Source organism: Candidatus Nanosalina sp. VS9-1 (genome assembly GCF_047555085.1).
Taxonomy (GTDB): Archaea; Nanohalarchaeota; Nanosalinia; order Nanosalinales; family Nanosalinaceae; genus Nanosalina.
Genome location: NZ_CP180230.1, coordinates 910,292 through 930,723, shown reverse-complemented (window position 1 = coordinate 930,723; position 20,432 = coordinate 910,292). Strand labels below are relative to the sequence as shown.

Below are 20,432 nucleotides of genomic sequence, written 5' to 3'. Positions count from 1 at the left end.
AATCACTTGTGCAGAAATTTTTATCTAAAACAGGTTTTAACTGACCTAAAACAGGCCTACAAGTTGCAAACGTAGCCGGTAGAAACACATCCACCTTTCATTGTAACCAGAATTTTTGCGGGCAGAGTTAAAAATCTGACTCTTCCAGCTCCAGCAACTTTTTCTTCGCCAAACTGTCTTTCTCACCGCAGTAACCACCAACAGAACTTTTCCCGACAACCCTGTGACAAGGAACAATCAACGGCAAAGGATTCCTTCCACAGGCCTGACCAACAGCAATCGCAGCAGAATCCAAGGCCTCTGCAATCTCGCCGTAACTTCTGGTCTCGCCACGCGGGATCTCCAGCATCTCCTCCATAACTTTCCCTGTAAAATTTTCCGGCCTCGAAAAATCCAGTTCAAAAACTTCTTGTTCTCCTAAAAGATACTCTTTCACCTGTCTCCTGATCTCGTCTTCAGAGGCCTCTACAAGACTTTCATCCAGAAAAATCTCTGTATCGAAAACTTTCAGCTTCATTTCTCTATTATCCAGACCATCTCCTGCTCCGAGTTTTCCAGCTCCTCAAGATCAAAACCACCGTAGACATTCCACTCTGAGAAACTTGAGTTCCGCAACAAAAGCTCAAACTCCGTCTTAGTCGTCATCTTGCTTTTCCCAGTAGAAGACCATTTCACTTCACCGTCCTCAAGAACTTTTTTCTCGAACTCGATGATCATATCCACAGGATCCACAAACTCGTTGAACTCAACTAACTCAAGTTCCGGATGTCCTTCGATATCACTTCTCAGTTCTTCCCCGTAGTTCTCACTGATGAACTCGAAATCCGGACAGTAAAAATTCAGTATAAATTTTCCGCCATCCTCAAGATGTTCGTAGATCGTCTCAAGCGTCGCCAGCTGATCATCCACAGTTAAATTATGATGAAAACTCCGGTACGGAATCATAATTAGGGAAAATTTTTCATCCAGATCAAAATCCTGCATATTCGCCTTCTCAACTTCCGGCTCAAGGCCTCTACTCTCGGCTTTCTCCCTCAAAATTTCGAGCATCGCCTCAGAGATATCGATACCGTACGCATCAACACCGGCCTCCAGCATCTCCAGATAGATCCGGCCAGTCCCACACGCAACCTCCAAGACCTTCCCATCAACTTTAGAGGCCTCTTCAACGTAGAACTCGACATCTCTCCCATCACTCTTACTCTCGGAAACTATATCATACAAGGCCGCATAATCCTCGAAATCGGAGTAAGTCATAAGGATTAATTATCTAAGAACGTTAAAATTTTCACCTGTATGACTGATTCTGAATTTTTGATATCAAATTACAAATTTTCAGAAAATTTAGAGGCTATGAAGGAGAGTTTTTATCCTGTTGAAGATACAGTAAAACGAGAGAATGATTTGTTGAAATTTTTTGCTAGATTCAACGTGGATGTCCAATGTCTGTATGTTCAGATGGCTTTTCCTTTGGTTCAAACTTTGGATAAAGATTTTCTTCGACAAAATAATGTCTTAATTCCTGCAATGGATGTTGAGGAGTTTGAAGAGGAATTTAACAATGTTGATTTTCCCGAGGCTGTTGAAAAGATGGCAGAAGAAGGTGTGATAGGGAATGAGCTCAAAGAAAAACTTGAATATATTTCCGGAATTAGAAATGAGCTAGTTCATAAGACAATTGCTAAAAAGAGAGATAATTCCAAATTAGGAGATTCTGTGAATTCGAAAGATTTTGAGGCTGACCTCCCCAAAGAGACTGATGAAATTTTAGATATGGCAATAGAATCCATTTCTGAGCTCGAGAAAATAAGGACACAGTTTATTGAGAAGAGAGTTGAGAAAGATGATTTTAGCTACTGGAAACTATAAATAAGGAAAAATTTAGGCTTATCTAGCCTTTATTCCACGTAGTCTGGTTTTTCATGCCCAATTTCTTCCAGGCACTCCAGCAGTTCTGGGTTGTTCTTGAATTTTTCTCTGACTGGTTTGAGTTTGTCGGCGATGTGCTGTGCGACGGAGTTTTTGAGGTCCTGTGGGTGGAGTTCTCCGCTTTCGAAGTCTTTCTCTAAGGCCTCCAGTGTTTCGTAGTGGATGTCTCCGCCGTATTCTTCAGGCCTCTCGATGTGAAGTTCTTCGTCGTCGCCGAATATGTGGAACTGGCAGATCTGGATGACTGGATTTTCTTCTACTTCTCCCTGTGGGCAGTAGGCGTCTTCGATTCTCTCAACTACTGTCTCTATGGATGCGTGGAGTGGGAACATGGTCTTAGGCTTCGAGGAACTCATTTTCTCCGTTCCCTGAAGTGAGACGACGAGTGGATGGTGGAGGCATGTCGGCTTTCTGTATCCAATCTTTGGCAGCGCTTCTCTTGCCAGCATGTGAATCTTTCTCTGATCCGTTGCACCCATGGCAACGTCGACGTCTAGGTATTCGATATCTAAGGCTTGCATGAGCGGGTAGATCACCTGGCTGACTGCACGTGAGTCGTCGTCTCCGGATGCTACCTCGCTCATTGATCTCTGTCCACGGTTTATCGTGGTGTTTAGTGACATTTCCAGGACGTCGTGGAAGTATTCTGTTTTTTCCTGGAATCCTCGGCCTCTGTGGAACTCTGCGTCAAGGCCACAGGCCTCGAAAGTGGCCTCCCAGTACTCTGTCATGGACTGGATCCAGTCCTCCTCTCCTTTCTTGTTCAGATAGGTATGCAGGTCTGCGAACAGAACTTTGAGATTGAATCCTGCTTTCTGCAGATCACTTAGTTTTCTGATAGAGGCCCAGTGTCCTAGGTGGACGGGGCCTGATGTTTCGTAGCCGACGTACGTGTTCGGCTCGTTTTTCTCTTCAAGTACTTCTTCGAGTTCTTCTTCAGTTACTATTTCGTCGGTGTTACGCAGTACAAGCTCTTTTTTCTCTTCAAGATCCATACCGGAAAATTCCTTCCAAGCATTAAATTACTTTCCGGAAAACTTGGAGAGGCCTGTTTTTCACGTATCTGTAAATATTTTGTTGAGTAAAAACAGGGTGTGGGAAAAAATTTCTCGGACAGGGAGCTTTTCTGGGACAGCATCACCCGTGAAAGAATGAGTGAAGTAGGATTAGACAGGCCTTTCGATTTCCTGTACCGTGGAGAATACATCTCCGGAAATAATTCTGTTAGAGGCCTCAATATGGGCGGAGAAGGTTTTTCCATACAGGCTGATATGGTTAACGTCGATATGAGGGATTTCTATATCAGCGTGTATGATGTGGATCTTGGAAAGTCACGTGATTCTCTGGGGCCTGGTTTCGTGGCTGAGAATGGTCGGGAGCTGACTGATCTGCTTGAAGAGATGGAGAACGACTGGGGATACGAGGCCTCCATGCTTGTATTCGACGAGGAAAGGGATTATGAGGCCTCTGAGGATGGATTGTTGCAGGGATCGGTTTACTGGCCTGATTCCACTAGAGACCACTCTGAAGATGTTTACAGGGATGTTAGACGGCTTTTCGGCAAGGATATTCTGTCCCGGCTTTAGGCCTTGGATAGATTTTTAACATCAACTTCTAAATTCTGTCTTGAATGAGTGAGCTTGATGCATCTGAGGCTTACAGGACTTTTGACATTCCTGAAGCCGCTCACTCGACTGTTCTACAGAAGGCAAGTGTTAACAGGCCCTGGACGCCGGATATGGTTGATGCTCCGGGCGTAGGTATCGAGGAAGACGTCTATGTTGGAGGTATTCTCCGGGCTGATCCACGTGAGAAACAGGACCGCCATGATCTCCTGATCGATGGAAGACTTGACAGATACAGGAGAAACATCGAACAGGGCAGAAACAGATGGGATCTTGTACTGGTCGAACAGGACTTCTACGAACATCCTGACGAATTCAATATAGATTCTGGAGTCGATCATAACAGGGATCCGGCAGACCACCTGAGAAAAGGCGATGCAGACCTGCTTTTCATCGATCTTGATCAATACGACATCCACATGGTGGAGGTAAAACCACATGAAGGATACAGCGACACATCGCGGGAAAAACAGGAGGCTTCGCCAGAACCGGCGCTCGATGAACTAGACCAGGATCAGATATACATCGAGGCCCAGGACCTCCAGGAAGAAAATCAGGGAGGAGGAACAGTCAGGAAAAAATCCAGAAACCTTTCAGAGGCCTGGCAGACAGTACAGGGAGAACTTTCAAACGACTGGACGGTATACCACCCGGAGTTCGTCTTCGGATCCGACGTACTTGAGGCCTCAAGTCTCTCAAACAATACAGAATACGCTTTGCCGCATAGCTACGATCAGAGCACAGGATACGCTCTTGGAACAGATGAAGGCTTCGAAAAAGCCGAGGCCTCGGAAGATCTCGAGATATTGAACGATACGTTTTTCAGAGGCGGTATAGACGAGTTACTGGAAGGAAAGAGGCCTGAAATGGACAGAAGGCCTGTTTTATAGATTTTTTTATCTTGATACGTCCACAATATCTGGATCTGTGATTTCTTTCAGATCATCTACGTTAATTGATACTCCTACGACTCTTGATCCGGCTGCTGGCTTTACACGTTCTTTTTCAAGTATAGATTCTTCCATAAGGACTTTGATATCAAGATCGAAAGGTGATACTCCGCCTACGATGTATCCGGTGGCTTCAGTGACTTCACCAGGTTTTGCCATCCTGACCTCGCTCCCTAAAATTTTCTCGAGTTTTTCCTCGGAGACGCTGGTGTCGCCTGGACAGAGGACGGCGACAGGTTCTTCGCCGATGAAGACAAGTGTTTTGATTATGTTTTCTGCTTCCATATCGGTGTTTTCTGCGGATTCCTCGACTGTCTCGGCTTTTGCATGTACCATGAACTCGGCGTCGATATCTTCGCTCATCAATTCGCCTATAACTCTCTGTACGTTTTCTATATCTTCTTCAATGAACTCTGCGAACTCTTCCATCTCCTCAGGTGTCTGCGTGAAGCCTTTCATTACCGAAAATTTTCCCGGCCAGATTCAAATAACTCCGGCCTCATTGAATTTTCCATGATACAGATAAACGGTGAGAAGGGCGGAGGACAGATGCTGAGAACAGCTTTAACACTTTCCGCAGTCACCGGAAAAAACTTTACTATAGAAAACATCAGAGGCAATCGATCGAATCCGGGCCTGAAAAACCAGCACCTGGAATGCGTTAAAGCAGCGAAAAAACTCTGCGACGCCAAAACAGAAGGCCTGGAGAAATATTCGGAGAAAATAGTTTTCAAACCAGGAAAATACCGCAACCAGGATATAGAATCAGATATAGGGACGGCAGGAAGCACAACTTTGCTCTTCGATACTGTTTTACCTGTCACAACACAGTTCACGGAAAAATTCGGTATAAAGGCCTCCGGAGGAACCGATGTAAAATGGTCGCCGACCTCACTTTACTATGAACATGTTAAACTTCTTTTACTGGAAAAACTAGGCCTTGAAACAGATTTTGAGGTTGAAAAAACAGGTTTCTATCCGAAAGGTGGTGGAAAAATCTCCCTGGAGACAGAAAATTACTCCATGGAAAGTTTTGAACTCTTGGAGCGTGGAGAACTTGAAAAAATCGAGATCTACTCGAAGGCCTCCAGGGATCTTGAGGAAAGTAACGTGGCGGAGCGTCAGGCCGATGAAGCAGCTAAAAAACTGAAGAAAAATTTTGCTTCAGAAAAAGTTGAGAAAAATTTCGAGTATATCGAATCAGATTCTACAGGCTCCGCTCTTTTGATCAAAGCTGTCTATGAGAACTCGATAGCAGGTTTCGATGCACTAGGGGAGAAAGGTAAAAGTTCCGAGAAAGTAGCTGAACAGGCCTTCCAGGCGTTTATGGAGTTCCATGATTCGGAGGCCTCTGTCGATGAGTACATGGCAGATCAGTTGATGGTTTTCGCGGCGATAGTCGATGGAGTGTACTCTGTTCCGGAGATAAATTCGCATATCCGGTCTAATTCGTATGTTATCGAGAAATTTGGCTACCGTGTTGAGGTGGGTAGAGAAGAGTCCAGAGCGGTTTTACGCGCGGGAAAATAAGTTCAGTGGTTTATCCGCTTTCTGTTCGGGTTTTCCAGGAGGTGTTGCAGGTATCCTGGCGGTAGTTCGCCTTTCTCGTATCTGCCGAGCGGTGTGAAATGTGCTTTGCCTTTTGAATCGATCATTTTGAATCCTTTTTTGGTTTCTTTGAATCTCTGTGATTCCTGGATCTCTCCGGTTTCCCGGGCCTGGTGTACTACCTCGAAGTCTTTTTCCCCGAAACTGAATGCTGTTAGACCGTTTCTGGGGAGGTTGCCGTTTGTCACATAGTTGTCTCGTCCTCCCGGCAGTGAGACAAGGCCTGTTTTCCCGATCTGCTGTGCATCGTAGCCGTGGTTGTGGCTGTGTACGCCGACCTGAGGCATATCGTTCATGCTTGGAGAGACATCGTAGGCATCCATCTCGTATGCCCGTGGATTTGCGAACCATGCGGCCTGAAACCCTAACTCTTGTTCCGAGTCCAGACAGTCCTCCGGGAAATGCTGTACGTGGACAGGATAATGTCCTGGCAGCTCGATTTCCTCGTCAAGCCGTATGTGTTCCCCTTCAAGACTGTAATCCACTTCTGTATCGAAATGCCTTGAATGAGTTTTATCCAGAAGATTAGCCCAACCATTGTAGTTTCTTTCCCGATCTTTCTTCCTGTCCTCATCCCCCTCTATAAATATCGCATTCGAGGCCTCTAATTCATCCAGTATAGTTCCTATGTGATCAGGACTTCCTGTGTCGCCGTTGAAAACGACAGTATCAGAGTTGTATCTTTCCAGGGCCTCGTTGACATCGCCAGCGACTTCACGTGCGTAGGAAAGTCTTTCCGCCGGCTTCTCATCCATTACATGGACATCGCCGATCATGACAACGTTTTCACGAGCTTCTTCGTAGAAAGTATCAGGCACGCCTTCTATATCGTAGAATATCTCTTCTGCGGCCACATCAACAGTAGAGGCCTCTAACGTTAAAAATTTTCCGGTAAAAATAGCTGGAGAATAATAGAAATAGGAAATGGAGGTGTGTTTTTTACTCGATCTCGATGTCGCGTCCTTCCTCGACATCTTTCTCGGCTGTGATAGTCAGCACACCGTCCTTGTACTCTGCCTCGACTGTATCAGCATCTACTTTCGCAGGGAAGTTCACTCTTCTGTTGAATCTTCTGTGTGATCGCTCCTTTCTGTAGTACTTCTCGTTCTCTTCCTCTACTTCTGCGCTGGATTCTGCAGAGATGTCTACTGACTCTTCATCGGCCTTGATGTTGATTTCTTCCTTGTTGACTCCCGGAAGATCGGCTGTGATTACGAATTCGCCGTCCTCCTCTGCGATGTCTACAGGGAAGTTAGGCCTCAGTTCCGAGGCAAAATCTGTTCCCTTCTCCTGGAACTTGTTGAATACGTTTTCCATCTGCTTGAAGATGTCATCGAGGTCATCCTGTCTCTTTAGGCGTCTCATTTGGATACTCACCGTTTTGTATATGTCTTTAAAAATTTTTATTTGTTTCGCTGGCGTTCTCTATATGTTTCTGCAGAACATGCAGCTGATCATGTATCTCATCCAGGATTTCCTCGGCCTTCTCCTGCTTCTCCTTTAGTTCTCCAGAGGCCTCCTCATCCTTTATAGACTCGAAATCTCTTTCGACGGAATCGATCTCCTCTTCAAGATCGTTGACTGCGTTATCGTAGTCTCCTTCATTTAACTCCTCTTCAGCTTCATTAAGGCCCATACACTGAATTTATCACTGTCGATGTTTATAGTTTTACGTGGAAAGAAAAAGGAAAGTTCTGAAGGCCTCGAAAGAATTGATAGGTGAAGGCGAAAAAATATCGGCGGCGAAAGTCGCTCAGGAACTTGAATGGAGTGAAGAAGATGTACACAGATGCCTCAACATACTGGAAAAGGAAGGCCTCGTTGAGACACGTGCGAAAGACGTACTGGGTAAAAAGATAAGGATGATAGGTGTTTTCCGCTAGTTCTGGTCTACCTGCGGTGTAGGGATCGGTGGCAGCATGCTCAAAGTATCTGCGATTCCTACGGCCTCTGAAAGCAGTTTTCTGTACATGTCGTTCATCAGAGGTGCTCTCATGCTTTCATCCAGTTCTCCTTTCTCTTCCCAGGTATCCACGATTTTTTCTGTATCGCCGTTCCAGAGAACGTTTCCTGCGATGTTGATCTCGGCTCTTACTTCTTCTCCGGCCATGTATCTTACCGAGAAGTTGAAATCAATTTTTGCGACTTCTTCGTCGAATGCGCTTACTGAAGCTGATTCGACGTTTTCGATCTCTGGTACGTAGTTAATCTTCAGGTTGCCTCGTGCGTTTTCCTGCTTGCTGGCGTCTATGCTGTCAACGTTGAATCCTACTATCATACCGACGTTTTCGGTGATTAAACCTTTATTATTTTAGGCCTCCAAGTCATCTACATGGGACTCTGGAAAAAAGTCAAGCAGTACGGAAATCTACTTATCGCACTTATGATGGCGGTAGGATTCGGAGCAACGTTCATGATCTACGCCGGCGGAGCACCGGGAGGCAGCACAGGAAACGATGATACACAGCAGCTCAACTACGAGCTTCCGAACAGTACATACAGCGAGACCGGATTCCAGAAAAACTACAGAGAACAGGTAGTATCCGCAGCACAGAACGATATCGCGTACGTCAACGTAATCTATGATAACGAATCACAGCTCGAGAACATCGAGGACATGAGGCCTGTGGCCTCAAACTTCAACAACAGAGCCTATGTACAGGTGATACCTCTCTCAGAGTCTGAAGACCTGCCAAGCCAGACCAGAATCGAGGACTATCCTTCGGCAGTAGTTGTAGGGGGATCTGCCTCACAGAGAGGAGTCATTCCAAGGCAGGAGATAATTTCTGGCGATATAACACAGACAGAAGTAGAGACAGCAGTCTGCAACGCTCTTTCACAGCTACAGGGCGTTGCAGCAAGATGCCAGTCGCTTGGAGCACTTTAAAAACTTCTTAAATCTCTGAGGCCTGTTTTTTCAGGCCTGTATTTCTATTTCAGATGTCGAAGGCCTTGGCGAACTCTTCGTCGCCCTGAACATTTTCAGATCCAAGATCCTCCAGTTTTTTCCTTGCGCTTTCACCTGTTTGAGAGGCTGAAACAGCACCTTTCTCTCCTACAAGAGTAACTCTGGCCTCGTGCTTTCTGGAAAGCTTCTGAGCTACCTGTATCAAGAGGCCTATGTTTTCGGTAGGTACCTCGGCTTCTACTTCCGATACTCCGGATTCCTCGATCTCGCTGTCCAGATATTCTTCGATCTGTGATTCAAGATCTTCAACTTTCTTTTCTCTCTCCTTGCGGGCATCAAACAGGGCTTCAGCTTTCTCAACTATTGATGAGCCTTTGATATCATTCAGGCCTGTATCAGCTTTCAGGAAGCTTGAGAGCTTCTCCACGTCATCTCTGTAGTCCTCCACTTCCTCCAGAAATCTTTCGATAGTATCGATAAGATGTACTGGTTCGACTGAGAATATTTCACAAAGCTCTCTCTGGACTTCGCGTGGATCTCTTTCTGCGTCTTTTTCCAGCAGTTCTGAAACTTTTTCTACACGGTCTCCGATATCGTTCCTGAACTCTCTGGCGGCTTCTCCAGCCTTGTACTCCAGACGTATGACTCCGTCCTGAATACGCTTGCAGCCTGTAATAAAGAATTCATCCGCATGAGAAGTCTTTGCAAGATGTGTTCCTCCACAGGCCTCTATATCCACGTCCCTGATATCGATCAATCTGATCATGTTCCCTGGAGGAGCCCCTCCCTGATAGATTCTGAAGCCGTATCGCTGCTCTGCCTCACTCTTCGGAAGCTCCACCACATCGATACTGTGATCGTCTTCAATCATCTTTCTTACTGAGGCCTCTATCTCGTCAAGTACTTCTCTGGAAGGCTTCTCGTAATGCGTCACATCCAGCCTTGCCTTTTCAGTAGTCTTGTTTGCACCGGCCTGATAGATATGTTCGCCGAGTTCTTCACGTGCTGCAGCATTCACCATGTGGGTGCTGGAGTGGTGCTGAGTCAACTGCTTCCTTCTCTCACCATCCACGATGCACTCTACAGAGGCCTCTTCCTCAAGATCGTGTTCTGGTGCACGATGGAGTACCACGTTCTGCTGTTTCTGCACTTCCTCCACTTCATATCCATTAATTTTTCCGGTATCGTGGGCCTGGCCTCCTCCCTGCGGGTAAAACATCGTCCTGTCCAGGACTATCCATTCCTCATCGATTATATCAACTACAGAGGCCTCGAAGCTGAAATCCTGTGTTTCTCCATCATCTCTATATGGCTCACGTCTTTGGTAGTAAAGTTTCTCCGTCTCCGCCACGTTTTCAAGATCGAACTCTTCATCAGCTTCATGTAAAGTTTCTTCATCTCCTCCAAGCTGTGTGTAGAAATCTTCAGGGACTTCGAATCCATGTTCCTCCATCATTTCTGGTGAAACGCCGTGACTCTCGTAGAGCTCTATCATTTCATCCAGAGAAGGCTGTTCATCCAGTGAAGCAAGCTTTTTCTCTGCTTTATTCCTTGAGGCCTCGTACTTCTCTGCTTCAACTTCTAGGATCTCCTCTATCTCGTTCATGGATGCAAGGAGCTCAGGGAACATCGGTTCAAGCTCTTCAGAGTTCCATCTGGCAACTTCTTTCATGTCAAGATCCCAGTCATATTTCTCTATGAAATCCTTCGCTCTACGGTAGATCATCCGTAGATTATGGCCGCCGCCTGTATTTGATGGAATCTTCCCGTCTGCAAGAGCATAGATCAAAGCTCTTGAGTGTTCAGCAATGCTATAGAGTGCTGCAGCCGGCTTTATAGCATCTTTTAGATCGTCGACGTCTTCATCGATTTTTTCAGCTACTTCCTGCCATTTTTCATCGATATCATCGACTTCATCGATGTTTAACTCGCTGGAATGTGGCAGGAACTTTTCCCAGATATCCTGATCGATTTCAAGGCCTGTCCGTTCCTTCATCTTCTCCAGAGTCTCAGGCATGACGGACTCGTAACTAGTCTCTGTCCCTTTGGATATCCATGTGATTCTTTCCTGGCCCATACCCATGTCGAGAACTTTCAGATCCAGATCCTCGTAGCCGTTCGGAGTCTGCTTGTAAAACATGTAGACCTGATTCCAGAGTTCTAGGCCATCGACGAAGAACTCCATGCATGCACCTAGATTTCCTCCGCCGCCCCAGCTGTCTTCATGCAGTATAAGTTTCTCTTCCGGTATTCCGAGTCCTTCTACTGCGAATTCGAACATGTCGCGGAAGTATCGGTCCTGATCGTACTCTTCACCTTCCTTGAAGCATGTCTGCCCGATCATAGTGAAGTTAGTATAGTGTCTGCCTGTGACTCCAACGTTGTCGACATCGTTGAAACGGAGAGAAGGCTGAGGGATAACTAACTCGTCTGCAGGTGGCTCGGCCTCTCCAGAAACAACATAAGGCTGGAAACAGTAAATAGAGGCCCCGGTAAATTCAACGTCGTCTCTCCAGCGAGCAACGACAGGATAACGATCGATTGACTTGTAATTTCTGTCCTTCATGAATTCCTCGAACTTTTTCCAGGCCTCGATGTAAGATAATTCTTTATCTGTCGGAGAATCGTTTATGAATGTATATCCGTCTCCGCATTCCGGTTCGCCGCAGATCTCTCTATCCTCGTTTTTTGCCCAGAAATACAGTCCACATTTTTTGCACTGGCCTCGACTGAATCCTTTCTCCCTCAGTACATCTGTAGCAAAGAATTTTTCTGGATTCTCTGATGCTTCTTCCTGTATCTCCTGCTTCAGCTCATCGAGGCTTTTCATACTCAACAGTTCCAAGAGAATTTTTTTATCGTTAAGACCTGAAATCAGCAAAGAATTCTAGGAGGCCTGAGAGTACCACTGCTGCAGCCTTGGATCAACGTCCACGACGCTTGTATCAACGCCATCGGGCGTCAGATAATCCAGATTCTCTATCACAGTCATAGGGCTGTATTCGGCCTCTAACTCTCCTCTAAGATTATAGCCCTGTTCGACTGAAATCTTTCCAGCCATAAGATCCTCCAGATGTCCGTCCATAGCCATGAACTCCTCAAGTCCGTCGCTGTTCTCAACGTCATCGCTTTCTTTCAGATAGGCCTCTATCTGCCTGAAGCCTTCGGCGTAGATATGATCCTTGATGAATCCGCCGCCTCTGTGAGCTCTCAGGCTTATATTCCAGGCCTTGTCGTGATCGAATCCGAACTCCCTGTTCATGATATAGGTGTCTGTGAAGTCGTTTCCGTCCATAACAGATTCCACGGATTTAACTCGTGCAGCGTACTTTTTCTTGTTGTCCGGATTTGAGAGGCCTGTAGCCTCCTCCAGGAAGAAAGCGATTCCTTCGGCGGCCTGATGATAATGTCCTGTTCCTGATCCCATCACGCCGAACTCCTGTTTGTATCCGTTTGCTCCTCTCAGGGCGTGTGTGCCGATTTCGTGTACCAGAAGTCTCATCATTTCGTTCTCTGTAAACTCTCTTCCCTCCGGGACACTGACTTCCTGATTCGCAGCGTTAACTTTCATAGAGCCTTTTTCTCTGGTGTCTACAGTCCATTCCTCCATATCCAGAAGAGCCAGAGTCTTCTCTAGAGACTCCTTCATGTCTGTAGTCGAGAATCTTCCTTCCGTATACCTTGGATCATCAGCAGATTCTTCATTTTGAAGCACTTCGTCTGCCCATTCAACAGTACTTTCGGATGGCTCGCCGTAAATCCTTCTTGAGGCCTCCTGCACCGCTTCCGGATCTCCAAGATTCTCGGCGATATCAATCAAAGCCATTCCTTCTTCGATAGTATCTCTGTACATCTCTTTTACTGTCTCAGAAGCATCTGTTTCATCAAGATCTCTCTCGAATCTGGCAAGCTCTCTTCTGACGTCTTCAAAACTTTCCTGATCAATATACTCAAATTCAGGATCTTCGATATCCTGTTCTCTTATCTCTTCGGCTCCAAGATCGTCAGGAGTAATAGAGGATGCTACAGTATCGCTTACAACTTCGTTAACAACGTCTTCACGGACAGAGGCCTCTGATTCAGGTACTTCTCCTTTTATACTCTCCTCAAATTTTTTCCTGGCCTCTTCAGAGTTCTCAGGAGTCACTCTGCTGTAGATCTCTATCTCGGATCTCAACTCCCTGATGGCCCGATCAATATCCTTCAGTGTTTTGTTGCTCATAGGTAGCAAATCGACAGCGAATTTTAAGTATTTTTCGCTTCAGGTGGCTGTTGGACTGTTTCTGCCTGAAAAGAAAAAGAGAAAATATGTTGGAAGGCCGTTTAGGCCTCTGGTAGTTCTTCGGTGAGGTAGTTCAGTAGGCTCAAGCTTGCTGATGTCACGATTGGTCCTACGACTAGAAGGCCAAGCATCGTGATGAAGTCTGGGCCTACAGCTCCGATAGCTGCGAATACAGCCCATAGAAGCAAGTATACAAGCACCAGTCCCAGAAGGGCTACAAAGATGCTTGATCTGTGGCCCTTTGTTCTCTGAATACTTTCATCCAGGGCCTGGAAAAGCCGTCTGTCGTCTATAGCCAGAAGAGGCTGTGACAGGATCAGTGCGACTGTAACGTAGAAGAACGCTCCAAGTCCCATGATCAGGCCTAGGATGCCCAGAATCATTGTAAGGCCTCCTGATGCGGCTACGCCAGATGGAGTAGCTGCTCCGGAAAGCATTGCCAGGATTCCTGCCGGTAGAATGAACAGGAAGCCCAGTGCGTATGCCAAGATTGCTGTTGTTATATTTGCTCCCAGGATACGCCCGAAAGGCCATACAAGGTTCTCTGTAAACATCTCTTTACTGAACTCTCCCTCTCTAAATGCTCTGAGGCCTCCAATGGTAGATATGACACCGACCAGTGCAGCTACAAGGCTTAACGCAACGCTGATACCGATCATGGTGCCCGATCCTGACTCCATAAGAAGTGTTCCTCCGATGTTCAGTGCTTGAACTAGGAAGAACAGGCCTACAACTTTCTGGCCTACAGGGGTTTTCAAACTACCAAAGGCGTGCTTCAGAATATCAAGGGCATTTACTGCCATAACTCCATATACGGGATTTTACTTTATAATTTATTTGGCCAAAGAGCCTGAAATACTCATTAAACTGTCCGAAACCTGCAGAAAATCCTGTATAACGTGTTTTTGGATAAGAAAAAAGAAGAGAAATGTGGAGTAAGAAGGGAGGCCTTTAGAACATGTTTCCTAGGCCTTCAGCTGCTTCGTCTTCTGAAGCATCGTCGTCGTCTTCCTCTTCTTCCTCTGCCTCTTCTTCAGCTTCGTCAGCTTCTTCTGCTGCTGGTGCTGGAGCTGCTGCTCCGCCTGCAACTGCTGTCTCCATTGCTTCCTGGATGTCGACATCTTCTAGTGCTGCGACTAGAGCTGCTACTTCGGAATCCTCGACGTCTAGACCTGCTGCGTCGACGATGTCCTGAAGATTCTCTTCTGTGATTTCTTTGTCTGCTTCTGAAAGTGTAAGTGCTGCGTAGATTAGTTCCATGAATTATTCACCAATGAAGGGAAAAGAGGAGACAACCCTTAAAAAACTCTCTTGCATAGATCATTACAAATGCCTCGAGTAGAGTTATCAGAACTTCCTGAAAATTTTCGTGTCAAACTCTCAGACAAAGGAAAAAAAGATCTCTGGCACCGAGTCGATGAATTTGGCGGAGTGAAAAACCTGGCAGAGGCCTTCGACTACTCCTCTTCAAAAATCTACAACTGGAAGTCCAAAGATCTTGCTTTGCCTGTAGATTTTGTCCGTCAGATAATGGGTGTGAACAATACAGATCAGATAATATTACTGAAAGGTCCTGGCAGCAGCGGTCAGATAGCGGAGCCGAGATTTCCACTTGAGATTTCCAGTGAGCTTCTGACACGTGTAGAGGCCTCTGTGAAGGAGAATCGTGAAGGAACACCGACATACATGGCTTCCGGGAAAGGCCTGGTGCAGAGGTTTTCTGTACTCCTTGATGAAATTGGTGATGTGGAGTATAGGGTTTACTCCCGTGAATCAAGGCACGAGCTGAGGTATCCAAAGTTTTTACAGGAAATTTTCTCACTGACCGATTTTGAAGAAGATCTCCCGGCGCTGATCGATGAAAAAGGAACTATCAGAGACGGAAAAATTTTCCTGGATAAGAAAGAAGTCCCTGTGGAGGACTTCGAAGGTAAGCTTTACTCCCGGGAGAAAAGCTTTGAACTTGCACTGGAGAAAGGTGACTCGGAGAAAATTGCAGAGCTGATGGCACAGGAATCCGAGAAAGTTAAAGGCCTGATAGGCAACTGATCATTTTTCAGCCTTCAGTTCTATCCTGTAGCCGAAAGGATCCCTGATATAGACGCCGGGGCCTCGGCCTTTTGCGCCTAACGGACTTCCCTCTCTGAGGATTTCGATACTGTTTTCTTTCATGAGTTCTTTCACATCCCCGATTTTCTCTTTCAGGCTTATGCAGAAATGATCGAAGTTTTTCCCTGAAGGCCTCTGGAAATCTTCTTTAGGCCTGATATTGATTACTGAGTCTTCGCTTATCCGGAAGAAGAAAGAAGTTCTTTCATCGTTCTGGAACTCTTCAAGTTTCATCGGCCTGAAGCCGAGCACTTCCTGGTAGAAATTTACAGCTTCTTCCACTCCATCCTCCGGGATTCTGATATTCACGTGGTCGATTCCAGAACTTTCCATGAAATACACTTGGACTAACTACTGGGAAAAATCTATCGGAAAATTGAGAAAAGAAAAATTTATGTGTGAAGAATAAGAGGAAAAAGGAGGATTTTATTCCTCTTCTTCTGATTCTTCGTCGTCTGAATCCTCTGAGGCCTCTTCCTCAGGTTCTTCAGACTCATCGTCTTCTTCAGCTTCCTTTGCTGCTTCCAGATCTACTTCTGACTCAACTGCTTCTGCTGCTGAGGCTGCGTAGCTGACTGCTTCTTCGATAGTTTCTTCCTCTGGAAGGCCTTCGCTGATTGCAAGGTTGCGAGCCTTCTGTGCAGCTTCGCTGATGATTGCCGGTGCTGTTGTCTCGTTGACAACTCCTGCGTTGACTGCAAGGTTGAATCCGGCTGCTGCTGCGCTTTCGATGTCTTCTCTGTATGCATCTGTATCGATGTCAAGTTCTTCTGACGTGAAGATCTCTCCATCGCTGTATGCAACTACAAGATCAAGTCCGATCTGTAGAGGCTCGATACCAAGCTGGTTCAGGATTTCAGCGTCGTCTGCTGTAATTTCCTCTCCTGCTTCAACGATAACTGCCGGATCCTGTACGTGGATAGATCCATCATCTACCTGTACCTGTGCTCCAGCACCCTGCAGCTTTCCAAGCATAGGGCCAGGCCCTATTCCTGTATCTCCTTCAGGGATTTCAATATCGTTCGGAGCGATCTCTCCTCCGTCAGCAGCTGCACTCGTCTGATTGTCCTGAATCAGTGAGTAAAGCTGGAAAGGATCTTTCTTGGAGAAGATGAATGCTGGCTGCATTGCTTCGTCTGTATCCAGCTCATCGATTCCGTCTTTCTCAGCGTTGTCAAGCGCGATGTTCATCAAGGTCTTTCGGGACATCTTGATGTCAGCGAACTCTTCGATCTCTGACTCGATCTCCTGAAGCTGTCTTGCAGGCAGAGACTGCATATCGAGGATTCCGATTACATCGTACTCCTCAAGAGCATCTGCGAACTCTTCTACCTTTGCCTCTTTCTGTTCACGTGTCAGATTCTTTGGCTTAGGCTGCACCATTACTCGAAAACACCTCCGTTGTTTTCTGGGCTAATGGAGAAAATCTTGGATTTTCGCATTAGTTATCCACCTCTACTGAAGGTCCCATGGTGGTCTTCACCATGACGTTTTTGATGTGGTTTCCTCCCTGAGGAAGATTCTCTTCCACAAAATTGTAGACTGTGTTGGCGTTTCTAGCTACATCGCTAGGATCGTGATCCTCCTTACCAACTTTGATCTGTAGAAGAGGCTGCTCCTTAACTGAGAGCGAAACCGTATTCCTCAGATCCTCGATCTCGTCCTCAAGATCGCTTCCTGGAGGTGTTGGATCCGGCATCATGTTGCGCGGTCCGAATACCTGTCCAAGCTGCTGTCCGATCTTAGGCATCAGAGGTGCCTCTGCAATCAGGAAAGTGAAATCATCAGCAAGCTTCTTCGCCTTGTTAGGCTCATCAAACATCTCCTCAAGCTCATCTTCACTGATATGTCTATCAGCGCTGTCCCCGCTCAGAGAATCTCCAATGACTGCGATCTTGATGTCCTCATCTGCCTGATTCGGCAGCTTCAGATCATCGTTGATCCTGTTGTTAGGATCGGAAAGATCGAGGCCTCTGAAGTTCATAATCAGATCAACACTCTCAGTGAAGTTCCTGTCTTCAGCTTCCTCAATCGCTCTCTCAACTGCTTCTTCAAAATCCATTAATTATCACCTCTAGTTGAGGCCCTCCGCGGCCTCGATTTTATCGTCGTATTTTCCTTCAGAGACTTCATGCTGGAAATCGTACGCATCCTTGCCGTCGATCTGCACTCCCATAGACTGGGCGGTGCCTGCGATCTCCTTGATCGCTCCACGAAGATCCTTCGCGACTAGATCCGAAGCTTTCATGCGTGCGACTTTGCAGAGCTGGTCGAAGGACATGTCAGCAACCTTTTCTCTGTTAGGCTCTGCTGCTCCTGATGCAATACCGACCTCTTCCTTGATGAGGCCTGCTGCAGGAGGCTTTCCGACTTCGATCTCGAAGTCTCCTGTTTCCTCGTCTACGATGACATCTACAGGTACTTCCTGTCCTTCAAACTCTGAAGTTTTCTCGTTGATTTTGCCGACCACTTCTCCTACGTCTGTAGGGAGTGGTCCTAGTTCTGGTCCTAGCGGAGGCCCAGCAGAAGCTGATCCTCCTTCTACCAATGTGCTGATGGTAGTCTTGTCTCCCATAATATTTTTACCTCGTGATTATTGATTGAAATTAATTTTTTGTGTTTTTTAGCCCTGATTTGCCTTCTTCCGTACCATGTCCGCATCTACAGTTGTCGGGATCGGTACAGCTGCGTCGAGAAGTTCGATTGTGACTTCTCTGTTGGTTTCATCGACTCTGGTGATCTTCGCTTCTTCGCCCTTGAAGGCTCCGCCGATAACCTCGACTTCGTCGCCTTCCTCGATCTTGATCTCTTCCTGCTCATCGCTTAGATACTTCTCGATCTCATCGACGCCTACTTCCTCATCAATGATTCCGTTGATAGCTCTAACTTCGGATGAGAGATCACGGATATCGGATTCAGAACCTTCGATAAAGATGTATCCTTTCAGATCCTCAGGATGGAAAACCGCCTTTATATCAAGATCTTTGTTCTTAACTTTGCTTTTAAGAGCGTTTACGGCAGTCTTTTCTCGTCCTCGTGTCGTTCGGGCAGTAAGTATCATACTTTCACATCCTACAGGAACTGTGGGATCAGGTTTGAAGCTAGATAAAATGCGAAACCGATTAAACCAATCAAGAGCATACCAGCACCGGTAACCTTGGCGCTCATAGAGAACTCTTCTCTGTCAGGTTTCTCAGTGATCTTCAGAACTCTGCGCATCTCCTTCAAACTGTTCTTCAGATCGTTCTTCTTTCCCACGACTTTCTCCTTAATTTTACCAGGTTTAAAATCCATATCAATCACCCTAACCCTTCCAGCAGGTAGAAACAGCCATACAAACAGATTCTACGGCTCCCTCCCACCAGAAGTGGTTCCAACGGGTTACACAGAAAAGCGAAGCCAAAACTTATAAACTGAACGAAAAAACTCGTGGAAAACTCACATGAAGGCCTCTAAGGGAATGAGCCTCTGCGTGAAGGACAGTCGTTATGCTGCACTTCAACACTTCTTACAGGCCCTGAATCGCCGCTTTCATAGCTGACTGTTTTTCCGGCTTCTGGAGCAGGGAACTCTTTCTGAACGAATCCGCTGTTGTAGTAATCCCATGAAACAGTAACGTTGCCGTAGCTTCCGTCACCGAGATTTCGTACCTGGGCCTCGGAACCGTCGGCAGCGACAACTTTCAGATGCATGGAGCTGCATGTAACACTTTTTTCGCTGGCATTGCTTCCTCCACCTGTACATCCGGAGACAACTATAGCCAGTGAAATGATCAGAAAAGCTGCTCGCTCCATACAGAGAATTATACAACTGCTCGTTTTTAAACAGAAACCTTCCTGAAGCAAGAAAAATTAATGAAAAATGAGTATGTACAAGGCCTCCTTGAAGAGGCCTCTGAAAATTTTTTTTAGATGAACTCTACGCCGAGTTCTTCCTCGATCTCATCCTCGTACTCGTCCTGATGAGTCTTCTCAGGCCCGTAGATCTGAGGAGAATCTACTCCTGTAACGATGATCATCGCCTGAAGTGAGTCATCCATGTCCTCTCTGACCTGTGCTCCCCAGATGATCTTAGCTGAATCGGAAAGCTTGTCGCTTACAGTGTTGACGACTTCCTGGGCCTCGTTCAAGGACAGGCTTGTGCCTCCTGTGACGTTGGCAAGTGCGCCTTTTCCGCCCTCGATATCCACGTCCAGCAGAGGATTGGACAAGGCCTTCTGTACGGCCTCTGTAGCTCTTGAATCTGTATCGGACTGTCCCATTCCGATCATGGCGATTCCTCCTTCGCCCATGACAGCTCGGATGTCTGCGAAGTCCAGGTTGACGAGTCCTGGCTTTGTAACAAGTTCTGTTACGCCTTTGACTGCGTTTACAAGTATTTCATCGGCAATCTTGAATGCTGTATTGAGTGATACGTCTGGGACGATCTCGAGGAGCTTGTCGTTTGGAATAACGATCAGTGTGTCAACGACTTCCTCCATGCGTTCAAGTCCGTATTCTGCGTTTTCCTGTCGGCTTCGTCCCTCCATCTCGAAAGGCAGTGTGACGATTCCGACTGTCAGTGCGTCCTCTTTTTTGGCCTGTTCTGCGATTACAGGTGCTGAACCTGTTCCGGTTCCTCCTCCAAGTCCACAGGTGATGAATACCATGTCGGCGCCTTTGATAGATTCTTTGACCTGCTGCTGAGACTCTTTAGCTGATTCCTCTCCAACCTTTGGATCGGCTCCGGCTCCAAGGCCTCCTGTAAGCTCCTTACCGATCAAAACCTTCTTGTCGGCGTTAGCATAAAGCAAGTCCTGTGCGTCGGTGTTCATAGCGATGGTCTCACAACCCTCGATACCGACATCTACAAGTCTAGAAATAGTATTGTTTCCGGCTCCTCCGGTGCCGACAACCTTAATCTCTGCTTTTCTCTGTTCTATCAGATCTTCCAGTTCACTGTCAATATCATGGTTTTGGTTTCCTGATCTTCCAGCGTTTCGAGCCTCATTCTGATTCATATTACAGCAACCCTATCTATAG

General features: G+C 46.4%; 27 protein-coding genes. 7 read left to right on the top strand and 20 right to left on the bottom strand.

Annotation, left to right across the window (positions count from 1 at the left end; genetic code table 11):
- Positions 1-127: 127 nt before the first annotated feature.
- Together ACK3SF_RS05360 and ACK3SF_RS05355 are read right to left on the bottom strand one after the other, a co-directional pair.
- The gene (locus tag ACK3SF_RS05360) at positions 128-517 is read right to left on the bottom strand and encodes a methylated-DNA--[protein]-cysteine S-methyltransferase (protein WP_414837669.1); all 390 of its coding nucleotides are present in this window, start codon (positions 515-517) and stop codon (positions 128-130) included.
- Positions 514-1,257, bottom strand: coding sequence for a class I SAM-dependent methyltransferase (locus ACK3SF_RS05355; RefSeq protein ID WP_414837668.1), 744 nt, complete (start codon positions 1,255-1,257; stop codon positions 514-516). Before ACK3SF_RS05355 ends, ACK3SF_RS05360 begins: the two co-directional genes overlap by 4 nt.
- Positions 1,258-1,296: 39 nt before the next feature.
- Between ACK3SF_RS05355 and ACK3SF_RS05350 the strand changes: the two genes are divergently transcribed.
- Positions 1,297-1,869, top strand: coding sequence for a hypothetical protein (locus tag ACK3SF_RS05350; protein ID WP_414837667.1), 573 nt, complete (start codon positions 1,297-1,299; stop codon positions 1,867-1,869).
- 29 nt (positions 1,870-1,898) lie between these two features.
- Here ACK3SF_RS05350 and ACK3SF_RS05345 read toward each other — a convergent pair whose 3' ends face one another.
- On the bottom strand, positions 1,899-2,924 hold the full coding sequence (locus ACK3SF_RS05345; RefSeq protein WP_414837666.1) for a tyrosine--tRNA ligase: 1,026 nt from the start codon (positions 2,922-2,924) through the stop codon (positions 1,899-1,901).
- A gap of 99 nt (positions 2,925-3,023) precedes the next feature.
- Between ACK3SF_RS05345 and ACK3SF_RS05340 the strand changes: the two genes are divergently transcribed.
- Together ACK3SF_RS05340 and ACK3SF_RS05335 are read left to right on the top strand one after the other, a co-directional pair.
- Complete coding sequence (locus ACK3SF_RS05340) at positions 3,024-3,515, top strand: hypothetical protein (RefSeq protein WP_414837665.1); 492 nt, start codon at positions 3,024-3,026, stop codon at positions 3,513-3,515.
- A 44-nt stretch (positions 3,516-3,559) separates the two neighbouring features.
- Positions 3,560-4,444 (top strand): hypothetical protein, encoded by an 885-nt coding sequence (locus ACK3SF_RS05335; RefSeq protein WP_414837664.1) that lies wholly within the window; start codon positions 3,560-3,562, stop codon positions 4,442-4,444.
- Between the two features lie 6 nt (positions 4,445-4,450).
- On the opposite strand, the gene ACK3SF_RS05330 is transcribed toward ACK3SF_RS05335, so the two are convergent.
- On the bottom strand, positions 4,451-4,963 hold the full coding sequence (locus ACK3SF_RS05330; protein WP_414837663.1) for an aminoacyl-tRNA deacylase: 513 nt from the start codon (positions 4,961-4,963) through the stop codon (positions 4,451-4,453).
- A 54-nt stretch (positions 4,964-5,017) separates the two neighbouring features.
- Here ACK3SF_RS05330 and rtcA point away from each other — a divergent pair, with 54 nt between their 5' ends.
- Positions 5,018-6,034, top strand: a complete 1,017-nt coding sequence (gene rtcA / locus ACK3SF_RS05325) for an RNA 3'-terminal phosphate cyclase (RefSeq protein WP_414837662.1) — start codon at positions 5,018-5,020, stop codon at positions 6,032-6,034.
- 2 nt (positions 6,035-6,036) lie between these two features.
- Here the strand turns inward: rtcA and ACK3SF_RS05320 are convergent, their stop codons facing one another.
- The 3 genes from ACK3SF_RS05320 to ACK3SF_RS05310 form a co-directional block, all read right to left on the bottom strand.
- Entirely contained in the window at positions 6,037-6,966 is a 930-nt protein-coding gene (locus tag ACK3SF_RS05320) for a hypothetical protein (RefSeq protein WP_414837661.1), read from the bottom strand.
- Positions 6,967-7,051: 85 nt separating this feature from the next.
- A complete protein-coding gene (locus tag ACK3SF_RS05315; protein ID WP_414837660.1) occupies positions 7,052-7,477 on the bottom strand; it encodes an Hsp20/alpha crystallin family protein in 426 nt (141 codons plus the stop codon).
- Between the two features lie 28 nt (positions 7,478-7,505).
- Complete coding sequence (locus ACK3SF_RS05310) at positions 7,506-7,748, bottom strand: hypothetical protein (protein WP_414837659.1); 243 nt, start codon at positions 7,746-7,748, stop codon at positions 7,506-7,508.
- Between the two features lie 37 nt (positions 7,749-7,785).
- Here ACK3SF_RS05310 and ACK3SF_RS05305 point away from each other — a divergent pair, with 37 nt between their 5' ends.
- A complete protein-coding gene (locus tag ACK3SF_RS05305) occupies positions 7,786-7,995 on the top strand; it encodes a hypothetical protein (protein WP_414837658.1) in 210 nt (69 codons plus the stop codon).
- Here ACK3SF_RS05305 and ACK3SF_RS05300 read toward each other — a convergent pair.
- Entirely contained in the window at positions 7,992-8,390 is a 399-nt protein-coding gene (locus tag ACK3SF_RS05300) for a hypothetical protein (protein WP_414837657.1), read from the bottom strand. The two genes, ACK3SF_RS05305 and ACK3SF_RS05300, sit on opposite strands and share 4 nt — an antisense overlap.
- Positions 8,391-8,444: 54 nt before the next feature.
- Here ACK3SF_RS05300 and ACK3SF_RS05295 point away from each other — a divergent pair, with 54 nt between their 5' ends.
- The gene (locus ACK3SF_RS05295; RefSeq protein WP_414837656.1) at positions 8,445-8,999 is read left to right on the top strand and encodes a hypothetical protein; all 555 of its coding nucleotides are present in this window, start codon (positions 8,445-8,447) and stop codon (positions 8,997-8,999) included.
- A 49-nt stretch (positions 9,000-9,048) separates the two neighbouring features.
- Here the strand turns inward: ACK3SF_RS05295 and alaS are convergent, their stop codons facing one another.
- The 4 genes from alaS to rpl12p all read right to left on the bottom strand — a co-directional run bounded on the left by alaS (position 9,049) and on the right by rpl12p (position 14,562).
- Positions 9,049-11,850 (bottom strand): alanine--tRNA ligase, encoded by a 2,802-nt coding sequence (gene alaS, locus ACK3SF_RS05290; RefSeq protein WP_414837655.1) that lies wholly within the window; start codon positions 11,848-11,850, stop codon positions 9,049-9,051.
- 57 nt (positions 11,851-11,907) lie between these two features.
- Positions 11,908-13,242, bottom strand: coding sequence for a tyrosine/phenylalanine carboxypeptidase domain-containing protein (locus tag ACK3SF_RS05285; RefSeq protein WP_414837654.1), 1,335 nt, complete (start codon positions 13,240-13,242; stop codon positions 11,908-11,910).
- A 101-nt stretch (positions 13,243-13,343) separates the two neighbouring features.
- Positions 13,344-14,105 carry a hypothetical protein gene (locus tag ACK3SF_RS05280; protein WP_414837653.1) on the bottom strand — a complete coding sequence of 254 codons (762 nt, stop codon included), beginning with the start codon at positions 14,103-14,105 and terminating at the stop codon, positions 13,344-13,346.
- 148 nt (positions 14,106-14,253) lie between these two features.
- A complete protein-coding gene (gene rpl12p / locus ACK3SF_RS05275) occupies positions 14,254-14,562 on the bottom strand; it encodes a 50S ribosomal protein P1 (RefSeq protein ID WP_414837652.1) in 309 nt (102 codons plus the stop codon).
- A 69-nt stretch (positions 14,563-14,631) separates the two neighbouring features.
- Between rpl12p and ACK3SF_RS05270 the strand changes: the two genes are divergently transcribed.
- Positions 14,632-15,351: a hypothetical protein gene (locus ACK3SF_RS05270; RefSeq protein WP_414837651.1), complete on the top strand. Its 720-nt coding sequence runs from the start codon at positions 14,632-14,634 to the stop codon at positions 15,349-15,351.
- Here ACK3SF_RS05270 and ACK3SF_RS05265 read toward each other — a convergent pair whose 3' ends face one another.
- From ACK3SF_RS05265 to ftsZ, 8 genes are all read right to left on the bottom strand, one after another.
- Positions 15,352-15,744 (bottom strand): VOC family protein, encoded by a 393-nt coding sequence (locus ACK3SF_RS05265; RefSeq protein ID WP_414837650.1) that lies wholly within the window; start codon positions 15,742-15,744, stop codon positions 15,352-15,354. It lies immediately after the preceding gene.
- Between the two features lie 93 nt (positions 15,745-15,837).
- Entirely contained in the window at positions 15,838-16,794 is a 957-nt protein-coding gene (rplJ, locus tag ACK3SF_RS05260) for a 50S ribosomal protein L10 (protein ID WP_414837649.1), read from the bottom strand.
- A gap of 58 nt (positions 16,795-16,852) precedes the next feature.
- Complete coding sequence (locus ACK3SF_RS05255; RefSeq protein WP_414837648.1) at positions 16,853-17,473, bottom strand: 50S ribosomal protein L1; 621 nt, start codon at positions 17,471-17,473, stop codon at positions 16,853-16,855.
- 12 nt (positions 17,474-17,485) lie between these two features.
- Entirely contained in the window at positions 17,486-17,986 is a 501-nt protein-coding gene (locus tag ACK3SF_RS05250) for a 50S ribosomal protein L11 (protein WP_414837647.1), read from the bottom strand.
- Positions 17,987-18,034: 48 nt separating this feature from the next.
- Positions 18,035-18,472 carry a transcription elongation factor Spt5 gene (locus ACK3SF_RS05245; RefSeq protein WP_414837646.1) on the bottom strand — a complete coding sequence of 146 codons (438 nt, stop codon included), beginning with the start codon at positions 18,470-18,472 and terminating at the stop codon, positions 18,035-18,037.
- Between the two features lie 11 nt (positions 18,473-18,483).
- Positions 18,484-18,705 (bottom strand): protein translocase SEC61 complex subunit gamma, encoded by a 222-nt coding sequence (locus ACK3SF_RS05240; protein WP_414837645.1) that lies wholly within the window; start codon positions 18,703-18,705, stop codon positions 18,484-18,486.
- Positions 18,706-18,863: 158 nt separating this feature from the next.
- A complete protein-coding gene (locus tag ACK3SF_RS05235) occupies positions 18,864-19,205 on the bottom strand; it encodes a hypothetical protein (RefSeq protein ID WP_414837644.1) in 342 nt (113 codons plus the stop codon).
- A 113-nt stretch (positions 19,206-19,318) separates the two neighbouring features.
- The gene (ftsZ, locus tag ACK3SF_RS05230; RefSeq protein ID WP_414837643.1) at positions 19,319-20,410 is read right to left on the bottom strand and encodes a cell division protein FtsZ; all 1,092 of its coding nucleotides are present in this window, start codon (positions 20,408-20,410) and stop codon (positions 19,319-19,321) included.
- Positions 20,411-20,432: the final 22 nt, after the last annotated feature.